This window comes from uncultured Brachyspira sp., assembly GCF_910578695.1.
Lineage (GTDB): Bacteria > Spirochaetota > Brachyspiria > Brachyspirales > Brachyspiraceae > Brachyspira.
Map to the genome: position 1 here is coordinate 1 of NZ_CAJTQJ010000007.1, position 21,530 is coordinate 21,530.

Consider the following 21,530-nt stretch of genomic DNA (forward strand, 5'->3'; position numbering starts at 1 on the left):
TTTAACTCAGGCGGTTTAAAATCTATTCCAACACCATATTCTATATAGTCTTCAATAGATTTTAGAAGTCTGGCTTCCCAACCGCAGCCGATATCAAGTAATCTGCAGTTATTATATTTTTTTATTGTAGGCTTTACCATATTAATTCTATATTTTCTCAAAAATAAATCTAAAATATGCTCTTTCATATAAAACCCTTAAAATGAATTAGATATATTATTTTGTAAAATACAAAGGATGTATTTGAGTTGATAAATTTTTTTTGTATATTTAGATTTGCTTGTTAGATAAGTCTGCCTGATTGCTGATTGCTGATTGCTGATTGCTGATTGCTGATTGCTGATTGCTGATTATTAATATAATTCATTGAAATATTATACATAAATTAAAAAAATAGTCAACTATATTTTTATTTAATATGATAAAAAATAATTTTCTTTAAAAATAATTAGTTTTGATAAAAAATACTATAATACATACAAGTATTTATATATTATGATGCGAAGTGTAAATATCAGGCTTTATACACTTTCAATATAATATTTCTATTTTTATGACATTATAATACTATTAAATCGGTAGGCGTATCATTCATAGAAACTCCTCCGTCTTTTGTTACTATAACCATATTTTCTATTCTAACTCCTCCTAAATTGGGTACATATATTCCTGGCTCAACTGTGACTATGCATCCGCCTTCAAGAGTATGTTCAGCAAGAGGAGAAAGTCTAGGGTCTTCATGTATTTCAAGTCCTACACTATGTCCTAATCCATGACCGAAGTACTGTCCGTATCCATTATTCTTTATTATTTCTCTAGCCGCATTATCAACTTCTTTTCCTAATACTTTTGAATGAATTGCTTCTATGCCTTTCTGATGTGCTTCCCTAACTATATTATATATTTTACTCATATCTTCAAAACTGCTTCCTTTACCGAAGAAAAAAGTTCTTGTTATATCGCTTTTATAACCGTCTTTTGATAATCCGAAGTCCATAAGTATATTATCGCCTAATTTCAATTTTCTATCCGAAGGCACGCCATGAGGAAGAGATGTTCTATCGCCGAAAAGCAGAATTGTATCAAAAGCTGTTTTATCTCCTCCCTCTTTACGCATTTGATATTCTAGTTCTGCCGCTAATTCCTGTTCTGTTATTCCTTCTTTTACAAAGGCAAGCATTTTAGTCATCGCTTTTTCTGCTCTATTTAAATTATCTTTAATTATTTTTATCTCTTCTTTTTCTTTGACATTTCTTATGCTATCAACATTAGCTTTGCTTATTCCTATTTTTATAGATTTATTAACCATTGAAGAAACTATATTTTCATAATCAGAAAGATAAAGTCCGTTTTTAGCAGTATATAACTCTTTTATATTTTTTTCATTACAAAATTCAGCCAAAGCATCATAATATGTGCCTGCTACAAGTATAACAGTAGTTTTATGTGTAACTTTAGAAGCATGTTCGCAGTATCTTGAATCTACAAATAAATATTTTTTACCCTCGCTTATAAGAAGCCAGCCTGCACTGCCTTTGAAGCCTGTAAGATAGAATATATTTTCATTTTTAGTGATGAGAAGATTTTCATTTGTTAATTTTAATAATCTTTCTAGTCTTGCATCATAATTAAATTTTTTATTTTCTCCGCTTTCAGTTAAAGTTAATTTGCACATTTTAAACTCCATAATATATTTATTTCTTTTTATATTGATAATAAATGAGCCGAAGTTAAATATGAAATCTTCTCCAGCATTAATATAATATATCTATTGCAAAAAAAATCAAATATTGATTTTGTATTATGTTAATTTACTTATAAATTATTATTAATAGAAATAATATTATTTTTTTAATGTAATAGAATTTTTTTTTATTAAATATCTTTTATTAAATATCTTTTATTAAATATCTATAAATGCATATTTATTATTTTTTTCATTTATACTTTTTTCATTTATGTTTTTTTCTATTAGGGCAATGAGATTATTTTTATTATCAGTTAATGCTGCATATCTGTTATTTATTTTTATATTTTCTATTATCTTTGTATTGCCGCATAATATCTGCTTTATATCTGAAGTATCTTCTATTTCTATTTTATCAAAATTTTTAAACATATCAAAGAATGAAAGTATTTTATTTGAATCTATATCATTAATAGTGCATGATAAATTAATATTATAATTTCCTATTGCAGTTCTTATCAGCTTTTTTGTATATGCAAGATTTCCTGTAAACTCTCCTATATCTCTTATTACTGAGCGTATATATGTGCCTTTGCTTACCGAAGTTCTTATTTTAAAATAGGGATAATTATATTCTAATAATTCAATGCTTTCTATATAAACATTAATATCTTTTAATTCAAAACTTTTATTATCTCTAGCCAAATCATAAGCTCTTTTTCCATTTATTTTTTTAGCACTGTATATAGGAGGTTTTTGTATTATATTTCCTTTGAAATTTGTTTTTATTATATTTTCTAATTCTTTAAAACTTAATTTATTATTATTATTTGATTTTTTTATTGTATTTCCGTCTATATCATCGGTATCTCTGCTTTCTCCGAATACTCCTTCAGCAATATATTCTTTATTTAAATCATCAAATAAAAAAAATAGTTTTGTATATCTTGCAAATGCTAATATCAATACTCCTTCGGCAAAAGGATCCAATGTGCCTGCATGTCCTGCTTTTTTTTCTATTATATTTTCTTTCTGCTTTAATATTTTTTTGGTTTTCTTTACGGCATCAAAAGAGGTTATGCCTGCAGGTTTATTTAAAATGCAAAATCCTTTCACTATTATTTAATTATCCTCTTATTATCTGCAGAGAGTTAAAATATATATTTAAAATATTTTCTGATATATTAGAAATATTGCTGTATTTTTTTGAAAATAAATCATTTCCTATAGATTTTACTAAATCATCTATTGTTTCTATATTATGCTTAAGTGTGCCTAATTGCTGCTGAGATAAATGAAGAAGATGTATATTGCTTTTATCAAATTCTGATACTGTTGTTTTTACGGCAGCATCAAGCAGATAATATACCGCAATCAATTTTTCTTCTTCTTCTGAAGTAAGCATAGTATTATTGCCTGCATATATTTTTGAAAGTTCTCCTACTCTGTATGCTGCTTTGTATATAGAGTTTAAATTATCAAAAAACCAATTAACATTATTTCTTTTTCTTAAATCTGATAATACATACTTAATATCATTAAATATCGAATATCCTGCACTTTCATCTTCTTTGCTTGATATATAATAATGAGAGCGTATAAGTATATCCTGAAGAGAATCAAAATCTGTTTTCCATTGTGGGTCTTCTTTATTGGAATTATAATATTTTTTTTTAAAATCATTCCATACAATTATAAATTTCTCTATTGCTTCTTTTCTCTTAGTATCATTAACATCTCTGATTATAAGCAGTGTATCCATATATGCTTTATCTAAAGATGCAGTATCTTCAAGAAAATTATCCTCTTTTTTATGACATGATAAAAGCATTACTATAATAAGTAATAATGCAAATATTTTTATATTCAATATTAAATCCTTATGTACTTGTTTTACAATTATAAATATGATAAAGTTAAAATAATTAAATTATAAAAGGATAATTTATTATATATTATGAAAAAAAACAAGCTGTATTTAATCATTATTTTATTATTATTACTAGTTTCATGCTCAAAGAATAATATTAGAAAAGGATATTTATATTCAAAAGTTTATACGGATTTGAGTTTTGAAGCTAGCAAATCAAAGGCTATTGACAGCATATATTATAATATAGCCAAAGAAACAGCTTCAATTATAAGTAGAAATGATTTTAATATAGTTGCTGTATCTTTAAAAGATTATAATTTGATAGATTTTAATAATAAGGATATAGCTGAAATAAAAGAGTATAAAAAAAATGATAATTATTATGTTGAAATAAATATTAAAGATGACAGCCTTTATGATAGAACATTAGAAGTACTAAGTAAATTAAAGAAAGAGGGCAGTGTAGATGAAAAAATTTTCAGAGCTAATGCTTCTATAGAAATATCAGAAACTGCAAAATTAAATGCCTATACAAGACAAATGCTCACTCAAAATGCTTTAAAAAGAGCATACGAATCATTATTTAAAATATTAAGAAGCAATGATATAGATATTAACAAAGCTGTAAGCCTTACAAATGAAGCTTATATATTGGAAGAAAGCTATAGTTCTAATGAATATAATGTTGTTATTGAAACTGTTTTAGAATGATTTATTAATAAAAGCCTATATTATCATAATTCAGTTTACATAATTTTTTACTATTATTTTTTTTAAACTATCCGAAAATTATATCGATATTATGTAAACAATGGGGTAGTTTAATGATTAAAGCTGTAATATTGGGCTTAATTCAGGCAATAACAGAATTTCTTCCTGTATCAAGTTCAGGACATTTAAGAATAATAGAATATTTTATAGATTTTCATTTAGAAAATATATTATCATTTGAAGTTGCTCTGCATTTTGGAACTTTTTTAGCCGTTTGCTTAGTCTTTCATAAAGATATAATAAATGCTATTGCAGGATTTTTCACAGGATTGAAAGATATTAATAATGCAAGTAAAAATAATGAAGGCTTCAGAATGTCTTTAATGGTGATAGTTGCTTCTATACCGATTGCTGTAACAGGATTATTATTAGAAAAATATTTAAGCAATATAGATTTATCAAGAATAGGGCTTAACTTAATTATAACAGGTTCGGTGCTTCTTCTTACTAGAAAATTAGATAAAAATACTTACAGCGATGATTTGAAAGATTTATATTCTATGACATATAGGAATGCATTTACAATAGGCTTGGCACAGTCTATTGCTGTATTTCCCGGAATATCAAGGTCTGGATTAACTATAAGCATTGCTTTATTTTTGGGATTAAATAGAGATTTAGCTGGAAAATTTTCTTTTTTGATATCATTGCCTGCAGTATTCGGAGCTTTATTATTATCAATAAAAGATATTGCTGATTTTAATATTACATACTCTTTGGCTGGATTTGTTTCAGCATTTATATTCGGGATTATAGCATTGAAATTACTTCTTTCATTTTTGAAAAAAGGCAGACTTTTCTATTTCGGCTTTTATTGTATGATTGCTGGAATGGCAGTTTTCTTTTATTTTATGCAGTTATAGTTATTGGAGTTTTATATATAGGTATTGGAGTTTTATATGATGAAGCTATTTAAAAATAAATTAAATATACAAAAAAGAGCAGAACAAAGAGAATTAGAAAAAAAGTCAGAAGCTTTTGATGACTCTATTGATGACTTTATTAAAGAAGAATATGAAAATAGAAATCTTTTTTTTGATATAATAGGTTTTTTATGTCTTTTATTTGCAGGAATACTTCTGCTTTCATATTTAAGTATGAATATGGAAGATTTAAGCTCAAATAAAGAAATAAGAAATTTATTAGGCATATTCGGAGCTTATATATCAAGCTATTCATTTTTAGCATTTGGTTTTGCTTCTTATATTATACCTGCATTTTTTATATATGCAGGAGTCAATATTATATTAAAAAATTCCGCAGACAGAATATTAATATCTGCAGTATCTTCATCTATATTAATGATACTTTTTAGTATACTTCTTAATATATTTTTGGGAAGTTTAGATTTTTATAATAAAGGCGGAATATTAGGTAAGATTATAGGTGGTTCTTTAGTTTCTTTATTTGGAAAGACAGGTGCTGTTATGATAGTATTATCTTCTTTTCTGATAACTGCTATTATTTTTGCAAAAGTTTCTATAATGGATTTAGTAAATTATTTTAAAAATATAGTTAAAAGTGTAGATTTGGAAAAGATAAAAGACATAGAACAAAAGGTTGTTAATGGAATAAAAGATTTAGAAATGAAGTCTGAAGCTTCTTTGCATACAGATAATAAAGAGAAAGTATATACAAAAGATTATATGCCTTTATTTTATACTAAAGATGTTTCTGAATTAGAGTTTAAAAATATAAAATTTATAGAAAAGATAGAAAATTCTAATTATGATTTTGATGAAAAAAAATACAGAGAGAAGCTTTTAAGAAGAAATGATTCTGTAAATAATTTTTTTAGTAAAGCAGATATAAATAATAAAGAAGCTGATTTTCTTGTAAATGAATTAAGAAATACAAAATTCAATGGAATAAATGTAAATACATTAGAACATTCAGAAGAGGATTTAGGATTAACTTTAGCTGAGGCTGTATTTGGAAAAGATAAAGCAAATAAAAGTACAGCTGATTATAGAAGCAGTATTGAAATGCAGGATGATTTTTACAGAAATTATTATAATGACTTTATAAATAAAAAAAAAAATGAAGAAGGCAGAGAATATTTAAATGATTATTTTGAAAAACTTGATTATAATATTAATTATTTAAAAAAGTCGGATTTTAAAAGGGCAGCTTATGATGATTCTGTTAATAATTATAATAAGTATAATATTGAAGAGCAGTATATAAAAGCAAATAGCAAAGAAAATTATACAGAAAATTATTATGATGAAGATTTTATATATGATTATAATAATAATGATGCATATAAATATTCAGAAGAAGAAGAAACAGAAGAAAGAGAAACTAAAGAAGAAGACAGCTTTGAAAAATTGCAGAGATTAATTGAAGAAAATAAAAGAAATAATGTTTATCAAGAGAATGATTATGATAATATCAGCACTATGATAGAAACTATAAATAAGCATAATGCAGAAAATAACAATATTGAAAATAACAAAGAAGAATATATTTTAACTTCAAATAATACTAATAAAAATAAAAAAGAAGCATTTGAATTTGCTATGGGATATGCTTCTAAAAGAGGATACAATAGAGCTGATCATATACCGAATTATAATAATTATACTGACAGTAAAATAGATGAATTTGATTTAGATGAAGAGGAGCTTTTTAATGCAAATTCAAATGCAGATTCAAATATAGAAGATATTAGATTAAAAACTAGAAATATAATATCTTCAAATGATAATAAAGATAATAAAGATAATAAAATAAATGAGTATGATAATAATTCATTAGAAGAAAATAATAATAGCAGCAAAGATAATAATAAAAAAAATAATGATAAATTAGATAATATAATTGATGATAAATCAAATGAATTAGAAAATAAAAAAAATGAAACAAAATCATATACTAGTTTTAATACTGATAATGAAAATATAAATAATACTCCTTATGAGGAATCAGGATTTATAAATATAGAATCTCAAAAAACAGTTGATACACTTAAGCCTATGAAATCGATAATAGGCACTAAATCTATCAAGAATTTAGATGCTGAGCGTATACAGTCTAACTTTGATACAAAATATGTTGATAAAAATTATAAATATCCGCCTTTTGATTTATTAAACAGATCTATACCTATTAATGACGGTGCTATGATGGAATCTATTAAACAGACAGCAATGCAGTTGGAGCATACATTATTGGATTTTAATATTGAGGCAAAGGTAACAGGAGTATCAAGAGGACCTGTTATTACTAGATATGAATTAGAAATAGCTTCAGGAATAAGAGTTTCAAAAATATCAAATCTTACAGATAATATTGCTTTAGCTTTAGCATCTGAAAGTGTGAGAATAATTGCACCTATACCCGGACGCTCTGTTATAGGTATAGAGATACCTAATAAAGTGAGAAGTGCAGTTTATTTGAGAGATGTTTTAGAAAGTACTGATTTCAGACAGTCCAAACTTGATATACCATTTGTATTAGGCAAAGGCATATACGGAAATAATGTTGTATCAGATATGTCGGAAGCTCCGCATTTGCTTGTAGCAGGTACTACAGGTTCAGGTAAAAGTGTTTGTCTTTCTACGATAATACTTTCTCTTTTATATAAGTTCAGACCTGATGAGCTTAAGTTTATATTTGTAGATAAAAAAAGAGTAGAACTTTCTATATATAACGGCATACCTCATTTGATGTCGCCTGTAGTTTCCGATGAGAAAAAAGCTACTATAGTATTAAGATATATTGTTGATATAATGGAGAAAAGATATGAGAGAATGGAGAGATTTTTTGTAAGAAATGTTAAGACATACAATGAAAAAGTAAGACAATTATTAAAAGAAGGCGAAACAGAATTTAACGGAGAGCCTTTAGAATTATTTCCTTATATAGTTCTTGTTATCGATGAGCTTCATAACTTGATGGTTGTCGCATCAAAAGAGGTTGAAGATTTGATATCTCGTTTGGCAGGAATGAGCAGGGCAGTAGGAATACATTTGATAATAGCAACTCAAAGACCTTCTGCAGATGTTGTTACAGGAGTTATTAAAGCGAATCTTCCTACCAGAGTAGCTTTCCAAGTACCTAATAAAACTAACTCAAGAATTATAATTGATATGTCAGGAGCAGAGCAGTTATTGGGTAAGGGAGATGCTTTATTCTGTGCTTCAGGAAGTCAGATGCCTGATAGAGTTCAGGGTGCTTTTGTTTCTGATAATGAGGTAAAAAAAGTTGTTGACTATTTATCAGCTCAGATGCCTCCTATGTTTGATGAGAGTCTTATTGCTGCTTTAGAGGGAAGCGATGCTGATGATAAGAATACTGATGAGGAAGATATACTTGATGAGGAGCTTTGGGAAGATGCTGTGCAGTTGGTAGCTAGAACAGGAAAGGCTAGTGCATCATTTCTTCAAAGACGTTTAAAAATAGGCTATAATAGAGCTGCCAGAATAGTGGAGATAATGGAGCGTCAGGGTATAGTAGGACCTGAAAATGGAAGCAAGCCTAGAGAAGTTTTAATAACTTTAGATGAGTAAATTAGATGAATAAATTAATTGAATAAATTAAATTAATGAGAAACTATCAAATATTTATACCTATCTTAAAAAACAAGAGAACTAATATATTATTAATTCTCTTGTTTTTATTTTTAAAAATTATTTTCTTAATTTTCTGCCTTCTTTATCAGTAAATTGATCTAATAGTATCATTATAATATCTATAATGTACCATATACCGAAACCTCAGGCAGTAAGCCAGAATAGTATTCCTGTTCCTATTTTTCCGACATAGAATCTATGAACAGGAAGAAATATAGCAAGAAGTAATGTAATAACCCAGCTTCTATCTGAAACTTCCATATATTCTCCTTAAAATTTATTTATACTCAAGTATATATTAAGCTCTGAAAGTATAGTATATATTAGATTATAAAAAATAGAAGTATTTTATATTTTTTCTAATTTAATGCTTTTAATTCTTCAGCCTCTTTAGCAAATAGTTTTAATGCACTTTCTACAACTTCAGGTTTAGTCATATCAATGCCTGCAGCTTTGAAATTTTCTATAGGCGTTCTGCTTCCTCCGCTTTTTAAGAATTTCAAATAATTATCTCTATTAGTGAAATCTCCTTTAGCATTTCCTTCAAGCACTCCGTTAGATAAAGCAACAGCAGCCGACATACCTGTAGCATATTTATAAACATAAAATGAACGGTAAAAATGCGGTATTCTTAAAGCCTCTAAATCGCTTGTCTCTTCAAGTACTGCTTTTTCTCCGAAATATTTTTTTAGTAAATCTTTATAAACAGTTCTTATAAGCTCCAATGTTGCAGGATTGCCTTCCTCTGCTTCTTTATGAATTATATGCTCAAACTCTGCGAACATAGTTTGTCTGAATACTGTTGCAATGAATCCGTTTATATCTTTATTAAGTAAAAATGCTTTAACTTCCTTTTTGCTTTCATTTTGCATAAGATAATTAAATAAAAGTTTTTCATTGAAAGTAGATGCCGCCTCTGCTTCAAATATAGTATAATCATGATGCTGGAAAGGATTATTTTTTCTGCTGTAATAACTATGCATACTATGTCCTGCTTCATGTGCTAACGTGAATAGAGATTCAATACTTTCATTTCTGAAATTCATTAATATATAAGGCTCTGAAGTGTAGCAGCCTGCAGAAAATGCTCCGCTGGTTTTTCCTTTATTTTCATATTTATCAACCCATCTTGAATTAAGTCCGTTTGTCAAAATAGATACATATTCTTCGCCCAAAGGTGATAAGGCTTTATTTAAAATTTCTACTGCTTCATCAAATGTATTATATATTTTAATATCTTTCACAACAGGGGCATATTTATCATATTGTCTGAAATCATCTATTCCTAATTTTAATGCACAGTATTCATAATAACTATGCACTACAGGCAAGGCATTATGTACGCTTTCAATTAAGCTGTCATAAACGCTAACAGGTATATCATCTTTAAATAATTCCATTTCTCTTACACTTTTATAATTTCTTATTCTAGCGTCAAAAATATCCTGCTTTATTTGACTTGCATATAGTTCTGCTAATGTGTTTTTATGCTTATCATATTCTTTATAAAATTGATTATAGCTATTTTTTCTTATTTCTCTGTCTTGGCTTTCCTGAAAACTTGAAAATGATGCATGAGTTAATGGAATTTTATTTCCGTTATACTCTAATTCTCCGAAATCTAAATCAGCATCATTTAAAGTATCAAAAACATTTGAAGCTGTTGAAGATAATTCGCTTTGAAGGGCTAATATTCTTTCTTCTTTTTCTGATAATGTATGAGGCTTATATTTTAGTATTTTATTTAAATAAATTAAATAATCTTTTAATGCTTCATCTTTCAAAAGAGAATTAATTTTTTCATCTTCTATACTCATTAATTCAGGTTCAAAATAACTAAGATTTGCAGAAAGCTCTGATGAAAGTTTATAGTATCTTGCTGCTTTTATATTGGAGTCATTATTTGTTAAATCTTCTGTTTGTTTTAAGAATGCATAAGAGCCTAATTTCTCTAATATAATATATGCTTTCATAATACTGTCTAATATGTTTTTTAATTCAGATGCTGATTTTGATAAACTGCCTTTAAACTTTATAACTTCCTTTGAAAAATCTTCTATGAATTTAAAATCTTTTTCAAACTCTTCATCATTTTTATATAATAAACTTAAATCCCAAGTATCTTCTATTTTGACATCTTTTCTTTCTATTAAAACATTCGTATTGTTTTCATTCTTCATATAATGTTTACTCCTTAAATAATATATTTGGCAAATTATAACATAAAATATTGTTTTATATAATAATTTTTTATCAAGCAATAATAAAAATAAATTGACAGTTTTCAATAATAAAACAATAATTAGTAGCAATAATAAAAAAAATACTGCCTTTTTAGTAATTTTTACTAATATATATATTCTTTCACTTGACAAAACTATTATTTAATATATTGTTAGACTATTCAATCATTAATAAAAGGAGTTATAATATGAGTTTAATCAATAAAAAGCTAATAGATTTCAAAGTTGAGTCTTATCAAAACGGCGAATTCAAAACAGTTGAAACTAAAGATGTTTTAGGAAAATGGAGTGTATTTTTCTTTTATCCTGCAGACTTTACATTTGTATGTCCTACAGAATTGGGAGATTTGCAGACAGTTTATGATGATTTGAAAAAAATTAATTGCGAAGTGTATTCAGTATCTGAGGATACACATTTTGTACATAAGGCTTGGGCAGATGTTACAGATACTATTAAGAATCTTAAATATATAATGCTTGGAGACCCTGCAGGAGTATTGGCTAAATTTTTTGAAGTATATGTAGAAGGCGAAGGAAAAGCATTACGAGGAAGCTTTATTTTAAATCCTGAAGGCGAAATTAAAGCTTATGAGGTGCATGATATGGGAATAGGAAGAGATGCCAATGAATTATTGCGTAAAGTGCAGGCTGCTCAATATGTAGCTGAACATGGAGGAGAAGTTTGCCCTGCTAAATGGAAGCCGGGTGCTAAAACTTTAAAACCCGGAATAGATTTAGTTGGAAAACTATAATTTGTTAATAATATATATATAAATTATTAAATTACAGACAATATATATTATTATGCTTATAAAATAAGAGATGGGAAATATTTTTCAAATAAATCCCATCTTTTTTATTTGCTGAAATATTTTTTTAATTAACAGCTGCATTCAATGAATCAATATCAAATACAGGCAATGCTTCTATATCAGGAGTGATTTTTTTACTCATACCTATTAAAACTTTACCAGGTCCGCATTCAAATATTTTTGTGATGCCTTGTTTTTGAATATTTATCATACTGTCATACCATCTTACAGTAGAAAACATTTGTTTGTATAGATTTTCTTTTATGGAATCAAAGTTATGAACTTCTGATGTAACATTTGATAAAACTTTATTATCATTATTATGCAATTCTATCTTTTCTAAAAAATCTTTCAAGCTGTCAGCAGCAGGCTTCATAAAAGGAGAGTGAAAAGCACCGGATACTTTTAGAGGCATAACTCTTTTAGCACCAGCCTCCTTAAGTTTTGGAGTAACTGTTTCTATAGCACTAAGTAATCCTGATATAACTATTTGATCTTTTAAATTATAGTTAGCGGCAACAACCTCTTTATTTTCAGGCATGCATTTGCTTACATCATCATAAGTTAATCCTAATACGGCAGCCATACCATAAGGGGCATCAGCACCTGCTTTAGCCATCAATAATCCTCTTGTTCTTGCAATTTTTACAGCATCTTCAAAAGATATATAACCAGCAGCAGAAAGAGCAGTAATTTCTCCTAAACTATGCCCTGCAAATAAATTTCCTTTAACTCCTTTAGCTTTTAATGCTTCATAAACAGCTATGCCTACCGTAACCAATGCAGGCTGAGTATTTTCTGTTTTTTTTAGATCATCTTCGCTTCCTTCAAAGCATAATGCTTTAATATCAATATCTTCCAAAATATTAGCAGCCTTATCAAATACTGCTTTAGATTCGGCTACATTATCATATAAAGATTTTCCCATACCGGCACTTTGAGAGCCCTGACCTGGAAATAGAAATGCTATATTCGGCATATTTATTCTCCTTTTTTTATATAAATTATAAATTTTATTTTTTATTAGCGTTTCAAATATTAACAAAAAAATCTGCTTTTATCAAGATATTAATTTTTTAAAAGTTAAAATACTCTAAACTGTAAATAACAATTTATGTTTTCATAATTGAAATTTATATCAAATTGATTATATTTAATCTATATAAAAAATGGGATAAAAAGTATGAATATCAGCAATGAAAAAAAATCTAAATATATGATTTCAGAGGGCATTATATCTGTAATTATTAATGTACTGCTTTTTTTATTTAAATATTTTGCAGGTATAATAACAGGTTCTCTTTCTATTATGGCGGATGCTTGGCATTCATTAAGCGATTGTATAAGCAGTGTAATTGTTATAATAGGCGGAATATTTTCAAGAAGACCTCCTGATAAAGAACATCCTTTCGGACATGGAAGAATAGAACTTATAACAAGTTTTATAGTGGGAATAATGCTTGTATTTATCGGATATACTTTTTTTTCTGAGGCAATTGAAAATATTATGAATAAAAAATCAGCCTCTTTTACTATGATTTCAATAATAGCTATGATAGTTTCAATACTTGTAAAAGAATTATTAGCTCAGTATTCTTTTTGGGGTTATAGAAAATCAGGTTCTAAATCTTTATATGCTGATGCTTGGCATCATAGAAGCGACAGCATTACATCTATAATAATATTAGCAGGTATTTTATTTGGTAATAATTTATGGTGGATGGACAGTGTTTTGAGTATATTAGTGGCATTAGTCATATTTTATGCTGCCTTTGATGTTATTAAATCAAGTGTAAAGCCTCTTATAGGAGAACATCCTTCTGAAGAAATTATAGAAAATATTAAAAAAATAGCTGAAGAAATTAATATTGATAATATTGATTCTAATTTGCATCATTTTCATATACATACTTACGGCGATCATAGTGAAATAACTTTTCATATGCGTTTTCCTAAAGATATGACAGTTTATGAGGCACATTTAAAAGCTACTATATTTGAAAATGCTATAAGAGAAAAACTAAGTATAGAACCTACTATACATATAGAAACATATAAATAAAAACAGAATATAAACTTTTATTTTATTATAAAAAATAAATCATTTAAATTTATCATTCTTCTGTTATAATAAGTTATATAAACATTATAATTTTTTAATTTGGTGCTGAAAATGATTTTAGATTTGAATAAAACATATATAAAAGTTCTAAAAAAACAGAATATATTAATATTAGGTGCAACTATAAGAAGCGGCATTAGTATAGCCAATATATTATATGATATAAATAAAAAATTAAAATCTAATATTAAATATGCTTTAAGCGACAGTAAAACAGAAGAAGAATTAAAAGACAGTATAGATGCTTTGAAAGATAAAGATGCCAAGCTATTTTTAGGAAATCAGGAAATATTTATTTTAGATAATATCACTCTTATAATTATTTCTCCGGGCATACCCCATACAATACCTATAGTAGAAGAAGCTAAAAGAAGAAAAATAAAAATAATAGGCGAAATTGAATTTGCATATAATCTTCTTCCAAATAGAAATTATATTGCAGTTACAGGCACTGACGGAAAAACTACTACTGTTACATTAGTTCATAAAATAATAAGCTCATATAAAAAAGCAAGACTTTTAGGCAATGTTGGAAATACTTTTTCTAAAGAAGTTGAAACTATAGAATATGATGAGGATATTATATTAGAGCTTTCAAGTTTTCAATTAGAAACTCTTGAAAAATTTCACAGCCATATAGCTGCAGTATTAAATATAGCTGAAGATCATCTTGACAGATATAAGGATATAGAAGATTATTTTAATGCAAAAAAAAATATAAGCATAAATCAAAATAAAAACGATTTTCTTATACTCAATTATGATAATGTATATACAAATCTTTGGTATAATGAACTTAATAATAACAGCAAGATGAAGCTTCTTACATTTTCCATAAAAAGCAAATTTACTGATATTTACTATAATGAAGAAGATGATTATATATATTATGAGAATGAAAAATTATTTTCTATAAAGAATAGAAAAGTATTGGGCAGGCATAATATATCAAATATATTAGCTTCAGTTTTGATATGTTTAAAAAATGAAATACCAGTAGAGTATATAGAAAATGCTGTAAATAATTTTAAAGGTATAGAACATAGGGTAGAATTTGTCTCTGAAATAAACGGAGTAAAATATATTAATGACTCAAAAGCAACATCTATGAATGCTGTAATGAGTGCTTTAAAATCTTTTGATAAAAATATTATATTGATAATGGGCGGCAGAAATAAGAATATAGATTTTACATCTTTAAATAATATTATAGAAGCTAGGGTAAAGAAACTTATACTTATTGGAGAGGCTGCTGAGTCCCTTGATGAGATGCTGCATTTTGAAAATAAAATTATAATAAAAGATTTTACAGATGCTTTTAATTATGCTTCTGCTATATCTATAAATGGAGATACGGTTTTATTGTCTCCGGGATGTGCTAGTTTTGATATGTTTAAAAATTATGAAGAACGCGGAAAATGTTTTAAAAGTTTAGTTCATAAACTTGAAAATAATATTGCAAATTAATATAATTATTTTATTTTTATATTTGAATATTTTTTTAAATTATTATAAAATTAATGCCATAAAAAAATTAAGAAAAATAAAATGGCTAGAAGTATTATAAATATAGTTAATATATCTAAAAGATTTGTTCATAAAGTACTGCTTGATAATGTCAATCTCCTAATAGAAGAGAAATCTAAAATAGGAATGATAGGAAGAAACGGAGCTGGAAAAACAACATTATTAAAAATACTTATGGGGCTTGAAGAAGCTGATGACGGAGAGATAGTATTTTCTAATGACATAAAAATAGGATACCTTCGTCAGCAGGGCGGTTTTGATGATAATGAAAAAGTAATTGATTATCTTACAAGAGTTACAGGAAAAGAATCTTGGAAATGCTCAAAAATAGCAAGCAGATTCGCAATAGATCATATAAAAGTTAATTATAATTTAGGGAATCTATCCAGCGGATACAGAATGAGGGTAAAACTTGCCGAGATGATGCTTGATGAGCCTAATTTTTTGATATTAGACGAACCTTCAAACTTTTTGGATTTAAATACATTAATAGATTTAGAAAATTTTTTAATGGATTATAACGGAGGCTTTTTAATAGTTTCGCATGACAGAGAATTCTTAAAAACTACATGCGAAAAAACTATAGAAATGGAAAATGGAAAAATAACATATTTTCCCGGAAATATAGAAGATTACTTTGAATATAAAGAAGAAAAAGAATATACAATAAGAAAATATAATAAAAATGTGGAGGAAAGAAAGGCACATTTAGAGAGATTTGTCGAAAGATTCAGATATAAAGCTACTAAGGCAAAGGCAGTGCAGTCTAGGATTAAGCAGATAGAGAAAATGAAAACTATAGAAATTACTCATCCTGCAAAAAATGTTAGAATTAAACTTCCTGAAGTTCCTGCAAAAAAAGGATTTGCTATTATATCTGATGATTTAGCTGTAGGATACGGTAAAAAAATAATTGCTGAGAGCAAAAGAATAGAGATACCTAGAGGAAGCAGAATAGCTGTATTAGGAGAAAACGGAGAGGGAAAAACCACTTTTTTAAGAACTATAGCAGGAAGAATCAAGCCTGTATCAGGTACATATAATTATTCTTATGGTATAAAGACAGCATATTTCGGAGAGGATACTTATAAAAATGTAACTTATAATGATACAGTGCTTTCCTATTTGAAAAAAAATGCTAAGCAGGGATTATTAAATCAGGAGCTTTTAACTCTTTTGGGAAGTTTTTTATTTTCAGGAGATGATGTTAATAAAGATGTTAAAGTTTTAAGCGGCGGCGAGATGGCAAGGCTTTCGCTTCTTGCTGCTATTACTCAGTGTGCCGATGTGCTTATTTTGGACGAGCCTACTAATCATTTAGATTTTGAAACTGTTGAGGCACTTGCTTCTTCACTTAGAGATTATGGCGGAACAATATTTTTTACTTCGCATGACAGAACATTTGCAAGTATGCTTGCTGATACCATTATAGAAGTTAAAGATAAAAAACTTTCTCTTTATTCAGGAGATTATGAGGCTTATGTTTATAGTGTGAGGCTTAATGCTTTAGAAGAGGAAGAAAAAGAATTAGAATATCATAGCAAAAAAAATAGTAGTGAAGATAAAAAAAATAGTAGTGAAGGTAAAAATAATAGTAGTGAAGATAAAAATAATAGTAGTGAAGATAAAAATAATAGTAATAAATATAAAAATAATAGTTATGAAGAGAGAAAAAAAATTAGAAGCAGACTTTCTAAATGTGAATCTCTGATAAAAAAATATGAAAAAGAAATAGAGGCTTATAAAAAAGAAGAGGCTGAAATATTGGAATTTTTTGAAACTTCTTCAAATTATGATGATTATAAAAGCAGGCGTTTATCGGAAATAAAGAAGCTTATAGAGGATACAGAAAATGAATGGCTTTTAGTTAATGAGGAAATAGATAATATAAAGACTATTTTATGATTAAATACCACTTTAATAGTTAATGGAGGATAATAAATGAGAATTTTTAAAAATGCTAAAATTTATTCTATGGATAAAGATGATAATATTTATGAAGCTTTAGCTGTTGAAAACGGAAGAATAGCTTTTGCAGGAAGTAATGAAGAAGTATTAAAACAATATTCTGATTGTAAAGATATAGAAGATATAATAGATTTAGAAGGCAGAACGGTTGTACCCGGATTTAATGACAGCTGCGTTCGTTTTGTTGAATATGCACGCTTTAATACTATGCTTAATTTAAGCAAATGCAAATCCATAAAAGAAATAATAGATTTAGCAAAAGATTCCAAAAAGCATGGAGGCTGGGTTATAGGCTGGGGCTGGAATCAAGATTATTTTGAAGAGAAAAGAATGCTTACAAAAAATGATTTAGACAGCATTTCAAATGAATATCCTATTGCTTTTAGAAGATGCTGCGGAGAGATGATAGCTGCAAACAGCAAGGCACTTGAAATATGCGGTATTGATGAAAAAATGAAATCTGACAGTATAGATTTTGAAAATGGTCTTATCAGTTCTAAAGATATGATATTAATATTATCAAAATTAAAATCACTTGAAATAGATACTTTAAAATCAATAATATTAGATACTCAGGAAGCTTTTTTCAAAATGGGTATTACTTCCGTTCAGACAGATGATTTAAGAAGTCTTCCTGATTTTGATTATAGAAAAATTATAGATGCTTATCAGAAACTAAATAGAGAGAAAAAATTAAAGATAAGAGTATGCGAACAGGCTCAGTTTATTGATAAAAAAGATATAGATGATTTCAGACAGTATTATTATTATCAGTATATTAATGATGAAAGATTTAAAGTTTCACGCATAAAACTTATTATAGACGGTGCTATAGGTTCAAGAACAGCTCTTCTAAAAGATGATTATAATGATGCTAAGGGATTTAGAGGCATTTCTCAGTATAAGCAGGAAGACCTTGATGAATTAGTTGCCTATGCTAATAGTTTGGATTATTCTTTGGCTATACAGGCTACAGGAGACGGAGCTATAGATATGGCATTAAATGCAATAGAAAAAATAAAGGATACTAAAGATTTCAAATATAGAAGAAATGGCTTGATGTATTGCCAGATAACAGATAAAAAATTATTTGAAAAAATGAAAGAACTTAATGTTGGTATTTATTATCAGCCTATATTTCTTCATTATGATATGCATATAGTTGAAGATAGAGTTGGAGAGCAAAAGGCTTCTACTAGTTATGCTTATAAAACAGCCAAAGATATAGGAATAAATATAGGATTTGGTTCATCAGGACCTATTGACGGTATTAGTGTTATGGAAGGAATACATTGTGCTGTAAATAGAGAAGATTTAAATGGCTGGCCCAAATCAGGCTGGATGCCTCAGGAAAAACTTACAGTTAAAGAGGCAGTTTATTTATATACTATGGGAAGTGCTTATATGTCGTCTGAAGATGATATTAAAGGAAGTATTGAAGAGGATAAATTGGCTGACTTTGTAGTTTTAGATAAAGATATATTTGAGACAGATACTAATGAAATAAAAAATATTAAAGTACTAAAAACTATTATTGACGGAGACATAGTTTATAGTGCTTAATTAATTACTATTATAATTTAATTAATTACTATTATAACTTAATTAATTACTGTTATATATAAAAGGATTTGGTAATTATTTACCTAGTCCTTTTTTATTATTATATTTTTTATATTTTTTTACACATACTTTTTTATATGAATTTTAAATATTTTTATTGTAATAGTAAAAATATATAATATGATATTGGGGCAGTTAATATTACGCTGTCGAATATATCAAATACTCCTCCATGACCTGGAAATAATTTGCTCGAATCTTTTGTATCATACATTCTTTTTATTAAACTTTCTCCCATATCTCCTAGAAATCCTGTTAATGTGAATATTGATGTTAATAGTATTATTTGCTGAATAGAAAAATTAGGTATATTTTTTCCCAATATAAAAGTTAAATATCCTTTAGAGTATAGAAAATAGTATAAAATTCCTATTGGTATAGTAAATAAAAACATACCGACTAAGCCCTCATAGCTTTTATTTGGAGATGCACTATTAGAAAGTTTATGCTTTCCTAATTTTCTTCCTACAACATAGCCGCCTGTATCGCTTAGCCAAGAGCATAATAAAATAAATACTATATAATATTTACCGCTAGGCATAAAACGCATAAGAGATATATGCCATACTCCTAAACCTACATATATAAAGCAAAATACTGCTGTTAATATAGCTCTTCCTTTTTCTTCAAAAGTAGAAACATTAACTTTAAACATATTTATGATAAATAAAACTGCTATTAAAGCAAAAACCATTACTAATGATAAATCCATAGACGGGTTTTTAGTTTCTACTATTTTGTAGAGATTAGAAAAGTCTCCTTTTAATATACTTACTCCGCACATAGTTATAGCATAGCCTAATACCATAGCTATCATAGTAGTTATTACAGTTCTTAAATTTTTTTGTCTATGTACTTTTGCCATATAGAATATTTCTGATGCACTGAATATAGATATAGATAATATAAGCATATGAAATAGATATATAACTTTATCATAAAATATAATTATGCTGAATAACGGCAATGTAAGTGCTACAGATATTAATCTATTTTTCATAATTACTATAGTCCTCCATATCTTCTATTTCTATTTGAATATTCTTCTACAGCTTTTTTAAAATCTTCTTTAGAAAAGTCAGGCCATAATATATCAGTAAAATATAATTCACTGTATGATGCCTGATACATCAAGAAATTACTTAGTCTTGATTCTCCGGAAGTTCTTATTATCAAATCAGGATCTGGGATATTTTTTGTATATAAATAATTTCTTATAAAATTTTCATCAATACTTTCTATATCTATTTTATTGTTTTTTGCTTCATAGCATATATTTTTTAATGCATTTTTTAATTCATCTCTAAAACCATAATTTAAAGCTAGTATTACAGTAAGTATAGGATTCTTACATTTTTCAGAAGTTTCTTTTTCAGTTTCTTTTATAACAGCTATAGTATCTTTTGGAAATGCATTTATATCGCCTATATGTTTTACTAAAATATTATTTGAAATTAGTCTTTTTATCTCTTTTTTATAGAATTCTTTTAATAATTTAAATAATGCTTTTTTCTCCTCTTCAGGTCTTTTCCAATTTTCTGTAGAGAATGCATATAATGTCAAATATTTTATATTAAGTTCAGAACAGGCTTCTACTATATTAATTACATTTTCACTTCCAGCCCTATGTCCGATACTTCTGATTTTATTATGAGATTTAGCCCATCTTCCATTACCGTCCATAATTATGGCTACATGCGAAAGTATTTTAGACTCATCTGTAATCATATAGTGTCTAATTCTTTTTCTTTTGAATTAATTAAATCATCAATCTTTTTTATATATGAATCAGTGTCATTTTGTATTTTCTTTTCCTGTGATTTTGATTCATCTTCTGTAATTGTTTTATCTTTTAATTCTTTTTTTATTTTATCGTTTTCATCTCTTCTTATATTTCTTACAGCGATTTTAGCTTCTTCTCCTCTATGTCTTACTCCTTTTTTTAATTCCTCTCTTCTTTCTTTTGTAAGTTCAGGAACTACTATTCTAATATTTCCTCCGTCATTGAAAGGGTTGAAACCTAAATCAGCTTTTAATATAGCTTTTTCTATGTCTCCGATTAGTCCTTTATCAAACGGCTGTATCATAATAGTTTTAGAATCAGGAGTTGAAACATTACCAACTTGTTTTAACGGCATACTGCTTCCATAAGCTTCCACTTTTACTCCGTCTAATATAGAAGCATTTGCTCTTCCTGTTCTTATACCTTTTAAATCATTTTGCAAACTTGAAATTGCTTTTTCCATCCTATCTTTATATGATTCCTTTGACATAGATAAAAACCTCTTTAAAAATATTTTACTGCAGTTAAGTATAATTTAATATAT

General features: G+C 27.2%; 16 protein-coding genes and 2 pseudogenes. 8 read left to right on the forward strand and 10 right to left on the reverse strand.

The genetic code is table 11. From position 1 onward, the window contains the following. From QZ288_RS03620 to QZ288_RS03635, 4 genes and pseudogenes are all read right to left on the reverse strand, one after another. Window positions 1-188: pseudogene (locus QZ288_RS03620) on the reverse strand (class I SAM-dependent methyltransferase); the annotation flags it as partial. 371 nt (window positions 189-559) lie between these two features. Further along, entirely contained in the window at window positions 560-1,675 is a 1,116-nt protein-coding gene (locus QZ288_RS03625; RefSeq protein WP_295155047.1) for an aminopeptidase P family protein, read from the reverse strand. Window positions 1,676-1,903: 228 nt separating this feature from the next. Beyond that, window positions 1,904-2,803 carry a tRNA pseudouridine(55) synthase TruB gene (truB, locus tag QZ288_RS03630; protein WP_295155049.1) on the reverse strand — a complete coding sequence of 300 codons (900 nt, stop codon included), beginning with the start codon at window positions 2,801-2,803 and terminating at the stop codon, window positions 1,904-1,906. Window positions 2,804-2,813: 10 nt separating this feature from the next. Beyond that, on the reverse strand, window positions 2,814-3,557 hold the full coding sequence (locus QZ288_RS03635) for a hypothetical protein (RefSeq protein ID WP_295155051.1): 744 nt from the start codon (window positions 3,555-3,557) through the stop codon (window positions 2,814-2,816). A gap of 87 nt (window positions 3,558-3,644) precedes the next feature. Between QZ288_RS03635 and QZ288_RS03640 the strand changes: the two genes are divergently transcribed. The 3 genes from QZ288_RS03640 (at window position 3,645) to QZ288_RS03650 (ending at window position 8,845) form a co-directional block, all read left to right on the forward strand. Continuing rightward, window positions 3,645-4,271 (forward strand): hypothetical protein, encoded by a 627-nt coding sequence (locus tag QZ288_RS03640; protein ID WP_295155053.1) that lies wholly within the window; start codon window positions 3,645-3,647, stop codon window positions 4,269-4,271. A gap of 113 nt (window positions 4,272-4,384) precedes the next feature. Continuing rightward, entirely contained in the window at window positions 4,385-5,194 is an 810-nt protein-coding gene (locus tag QZ288_RS03645) for an undecaprenyl-diphosphate phosphatase (protein ID WP_295155055.1), read from the forward strand. A 36-nt stretch (window positions 5,195-5,230) separates the two neighbouring features. After that, window positions 5,231-8,845 carry a DNA translocase FtsK gene (locus QZ288_RS03650; protein WP_295155057.1) on the forward strand — a complete coding sequence of 1,205 codons (3,615 nt, stop codon included), beginning with the start codon at window positions 5,231-5,233 and terminating at the stop codon, window positions 8,843-8,845. Window positions 8,846-8,965: 120 nt separating this feature from the next. Here QZ288_RS03650 and QZ288_RS11755 read toward each other — a convergent pair. Together QZ288_RS11755 and pepF are read right to left on the reverse strand one after the other, a co-directional pair. Beyond that, a pseudogene (locus tag QZ288_RS11755) lies at window positions 8,966-9,169 on the reverse strand (TM2 domain-containing protein). A gap of 98 nt (window positions 9,170-9,267) precedes the next feature. Next, window positions 9,268-11,088: an oligoendopeptidase F gene (pepF, locus tag QZ288_RS03660; protein WP_295155061.1), complete on the reverse strand. Its 1,821-nt coding sequence runs from the start codon at window positions 11,086-11,088 to the stop codon at window positions 9,268-9,270. Between the two features lie 251 nt (window positions 11,089-11,339). Here pepF and ahpC point away from each other — a divergent pair, with 251 nt between their 5' ends. Next, complete coding sequence (ahpC, locus tag QZ288_RS03665; RefSeq protein ID WP_295155063.1) at window positions 11,340-11,903, forward strand: alkyl hydroperoxide reductase subunit C; 564 nt, start codon at window positions 11,340-11,342, stop codon at window positions 11,901-11,903. Window positions 11,904-12,027: 124 nt separating this feature from the next. Here the strand turns inward: ahpC and fabD are convergent, their stop codons facing one another. Next, window positions 12,028-12,942 carry an ACP S-malonyltransferase gene (gene fabD / locus QZ288_RS03670; protein ID WP_295155065.1) on the reverse strand — a complete coding sequence of 305 codons (915 nt, stop codon included), beginning with the start codon at window positions 12,940-12,942 and terminating at the stop codon, window positions 12,028-12,030. Between the two features lie 204 nt (window positions 12,943-13,146). On the opposite strand from fabD, the gene QZ288_RS03675 reads away from it, so the two are divergent. The 4 genes from QZ288_RS03675 to QZ288_RS03690 all read left to right on the forward strand — a co-directional run bounded on the left by QZ288_RS03675 (window position 13,147) and on the right by QZ288_RS03690 (window position 19,143). Next, window positions 13,147-14,025: a cation diffusion facilitator family transporter gene (locus QZ288_RS03675; RefSeq protein WP_295155067.1), complete on the forward strand. Its 879-nt coding sequence runs from the start codon at window positions 13,147-13,149 to the stop codon at window positions 14,023-14,025. Between the two features lie 111 nt (window positions 14,026-14,136). Next, the gene (gene murD / locus QZ288_RS03680; protein WP_295155069.1) at window positions 14,137-15,552 is read left to right on the forward strand and encodes a UDP-N-acetylmuramoyl-L-alanine--D-glutamate ligase; all 1,416 of its coding nucleotides are present in this window, start codon (window positions 14,137-14,139) and stop codon (window positions 15,550-15,552) included. 81 nt (window positions 15,553-15,633) lie between these two features. Further along, window positions 15,634-17,517 (forward strand): ATP-binding cassette domain-containing protein, encoded by a 1,884-nt coding sequence (locus QZ288_RS03685; protein ID WP_295155072.1) that lies wholly within the window; start codon window positions 15,634-15,636, stop codon window positions 17,515-17,517. Between the two features lie 36 nt (window positions 17,518-17,553). Continuing rightward, on the forward strand, window positions 17,554-19,143 hold the full coding sequence (locus tag QZ288_RS03690) for an amidohydrolase (protein ID WP_295155074.1): 1,590 nt from the start codon (window positions 17,554-17,556) through the stop codon (window positions 19,141-19,143). Between the two features lie 154 nt (window positions 19,144-19,297). On the opposite strand, the gene QZ288_RS03695 is transcribed toward QZ288_RS03690, so the two are convergent. The 3 genes from QZ288_RS03695 to frr are packed head-to-tail and all read right to left on the reverse strand — an operon-like array spanning window position 19,298 to window position 21,476. Further along, window positions 19,298-20,203, reverse strand: coding sequence for a phosphatidate cytidylyltransferase (locus QZ288_RS03695; RefSeq protein WP_295155076.1), 906 nt, complete (start codon window positions 20,201-20,203; stop codon window positions 19,298-19,300). Between the two features lie 5 nt (window positions 20,204-20,208). Beyond that, entirely contained in the window at window positions 20,209-20,931 is a 723-nt protein-coding gene (locus QZ288_RS03700) for an isoprenyl transferase (protein ID WP_295155078.1), read from the reverse strand. Further along, window positions 20,928-21,476 carry a ribosome recycling factor gene (frr, locus tag QZ288_RS03705; RefSeq protein WP_295155080.1) on the reverse strand — a complete coding sequence of 183 codons (549 nt, stop codon included), beginning with the start codon at window positions 21,474-21,476 and terminating at the stop codon, window positions 20,928-20,930. The genes QZ288_RS03700 and frr overlap by 4 nt, the downstream gene beginning before the upstream one ends. Window positions 21,477-21,530: the final 54 nt, after the last annotated feature.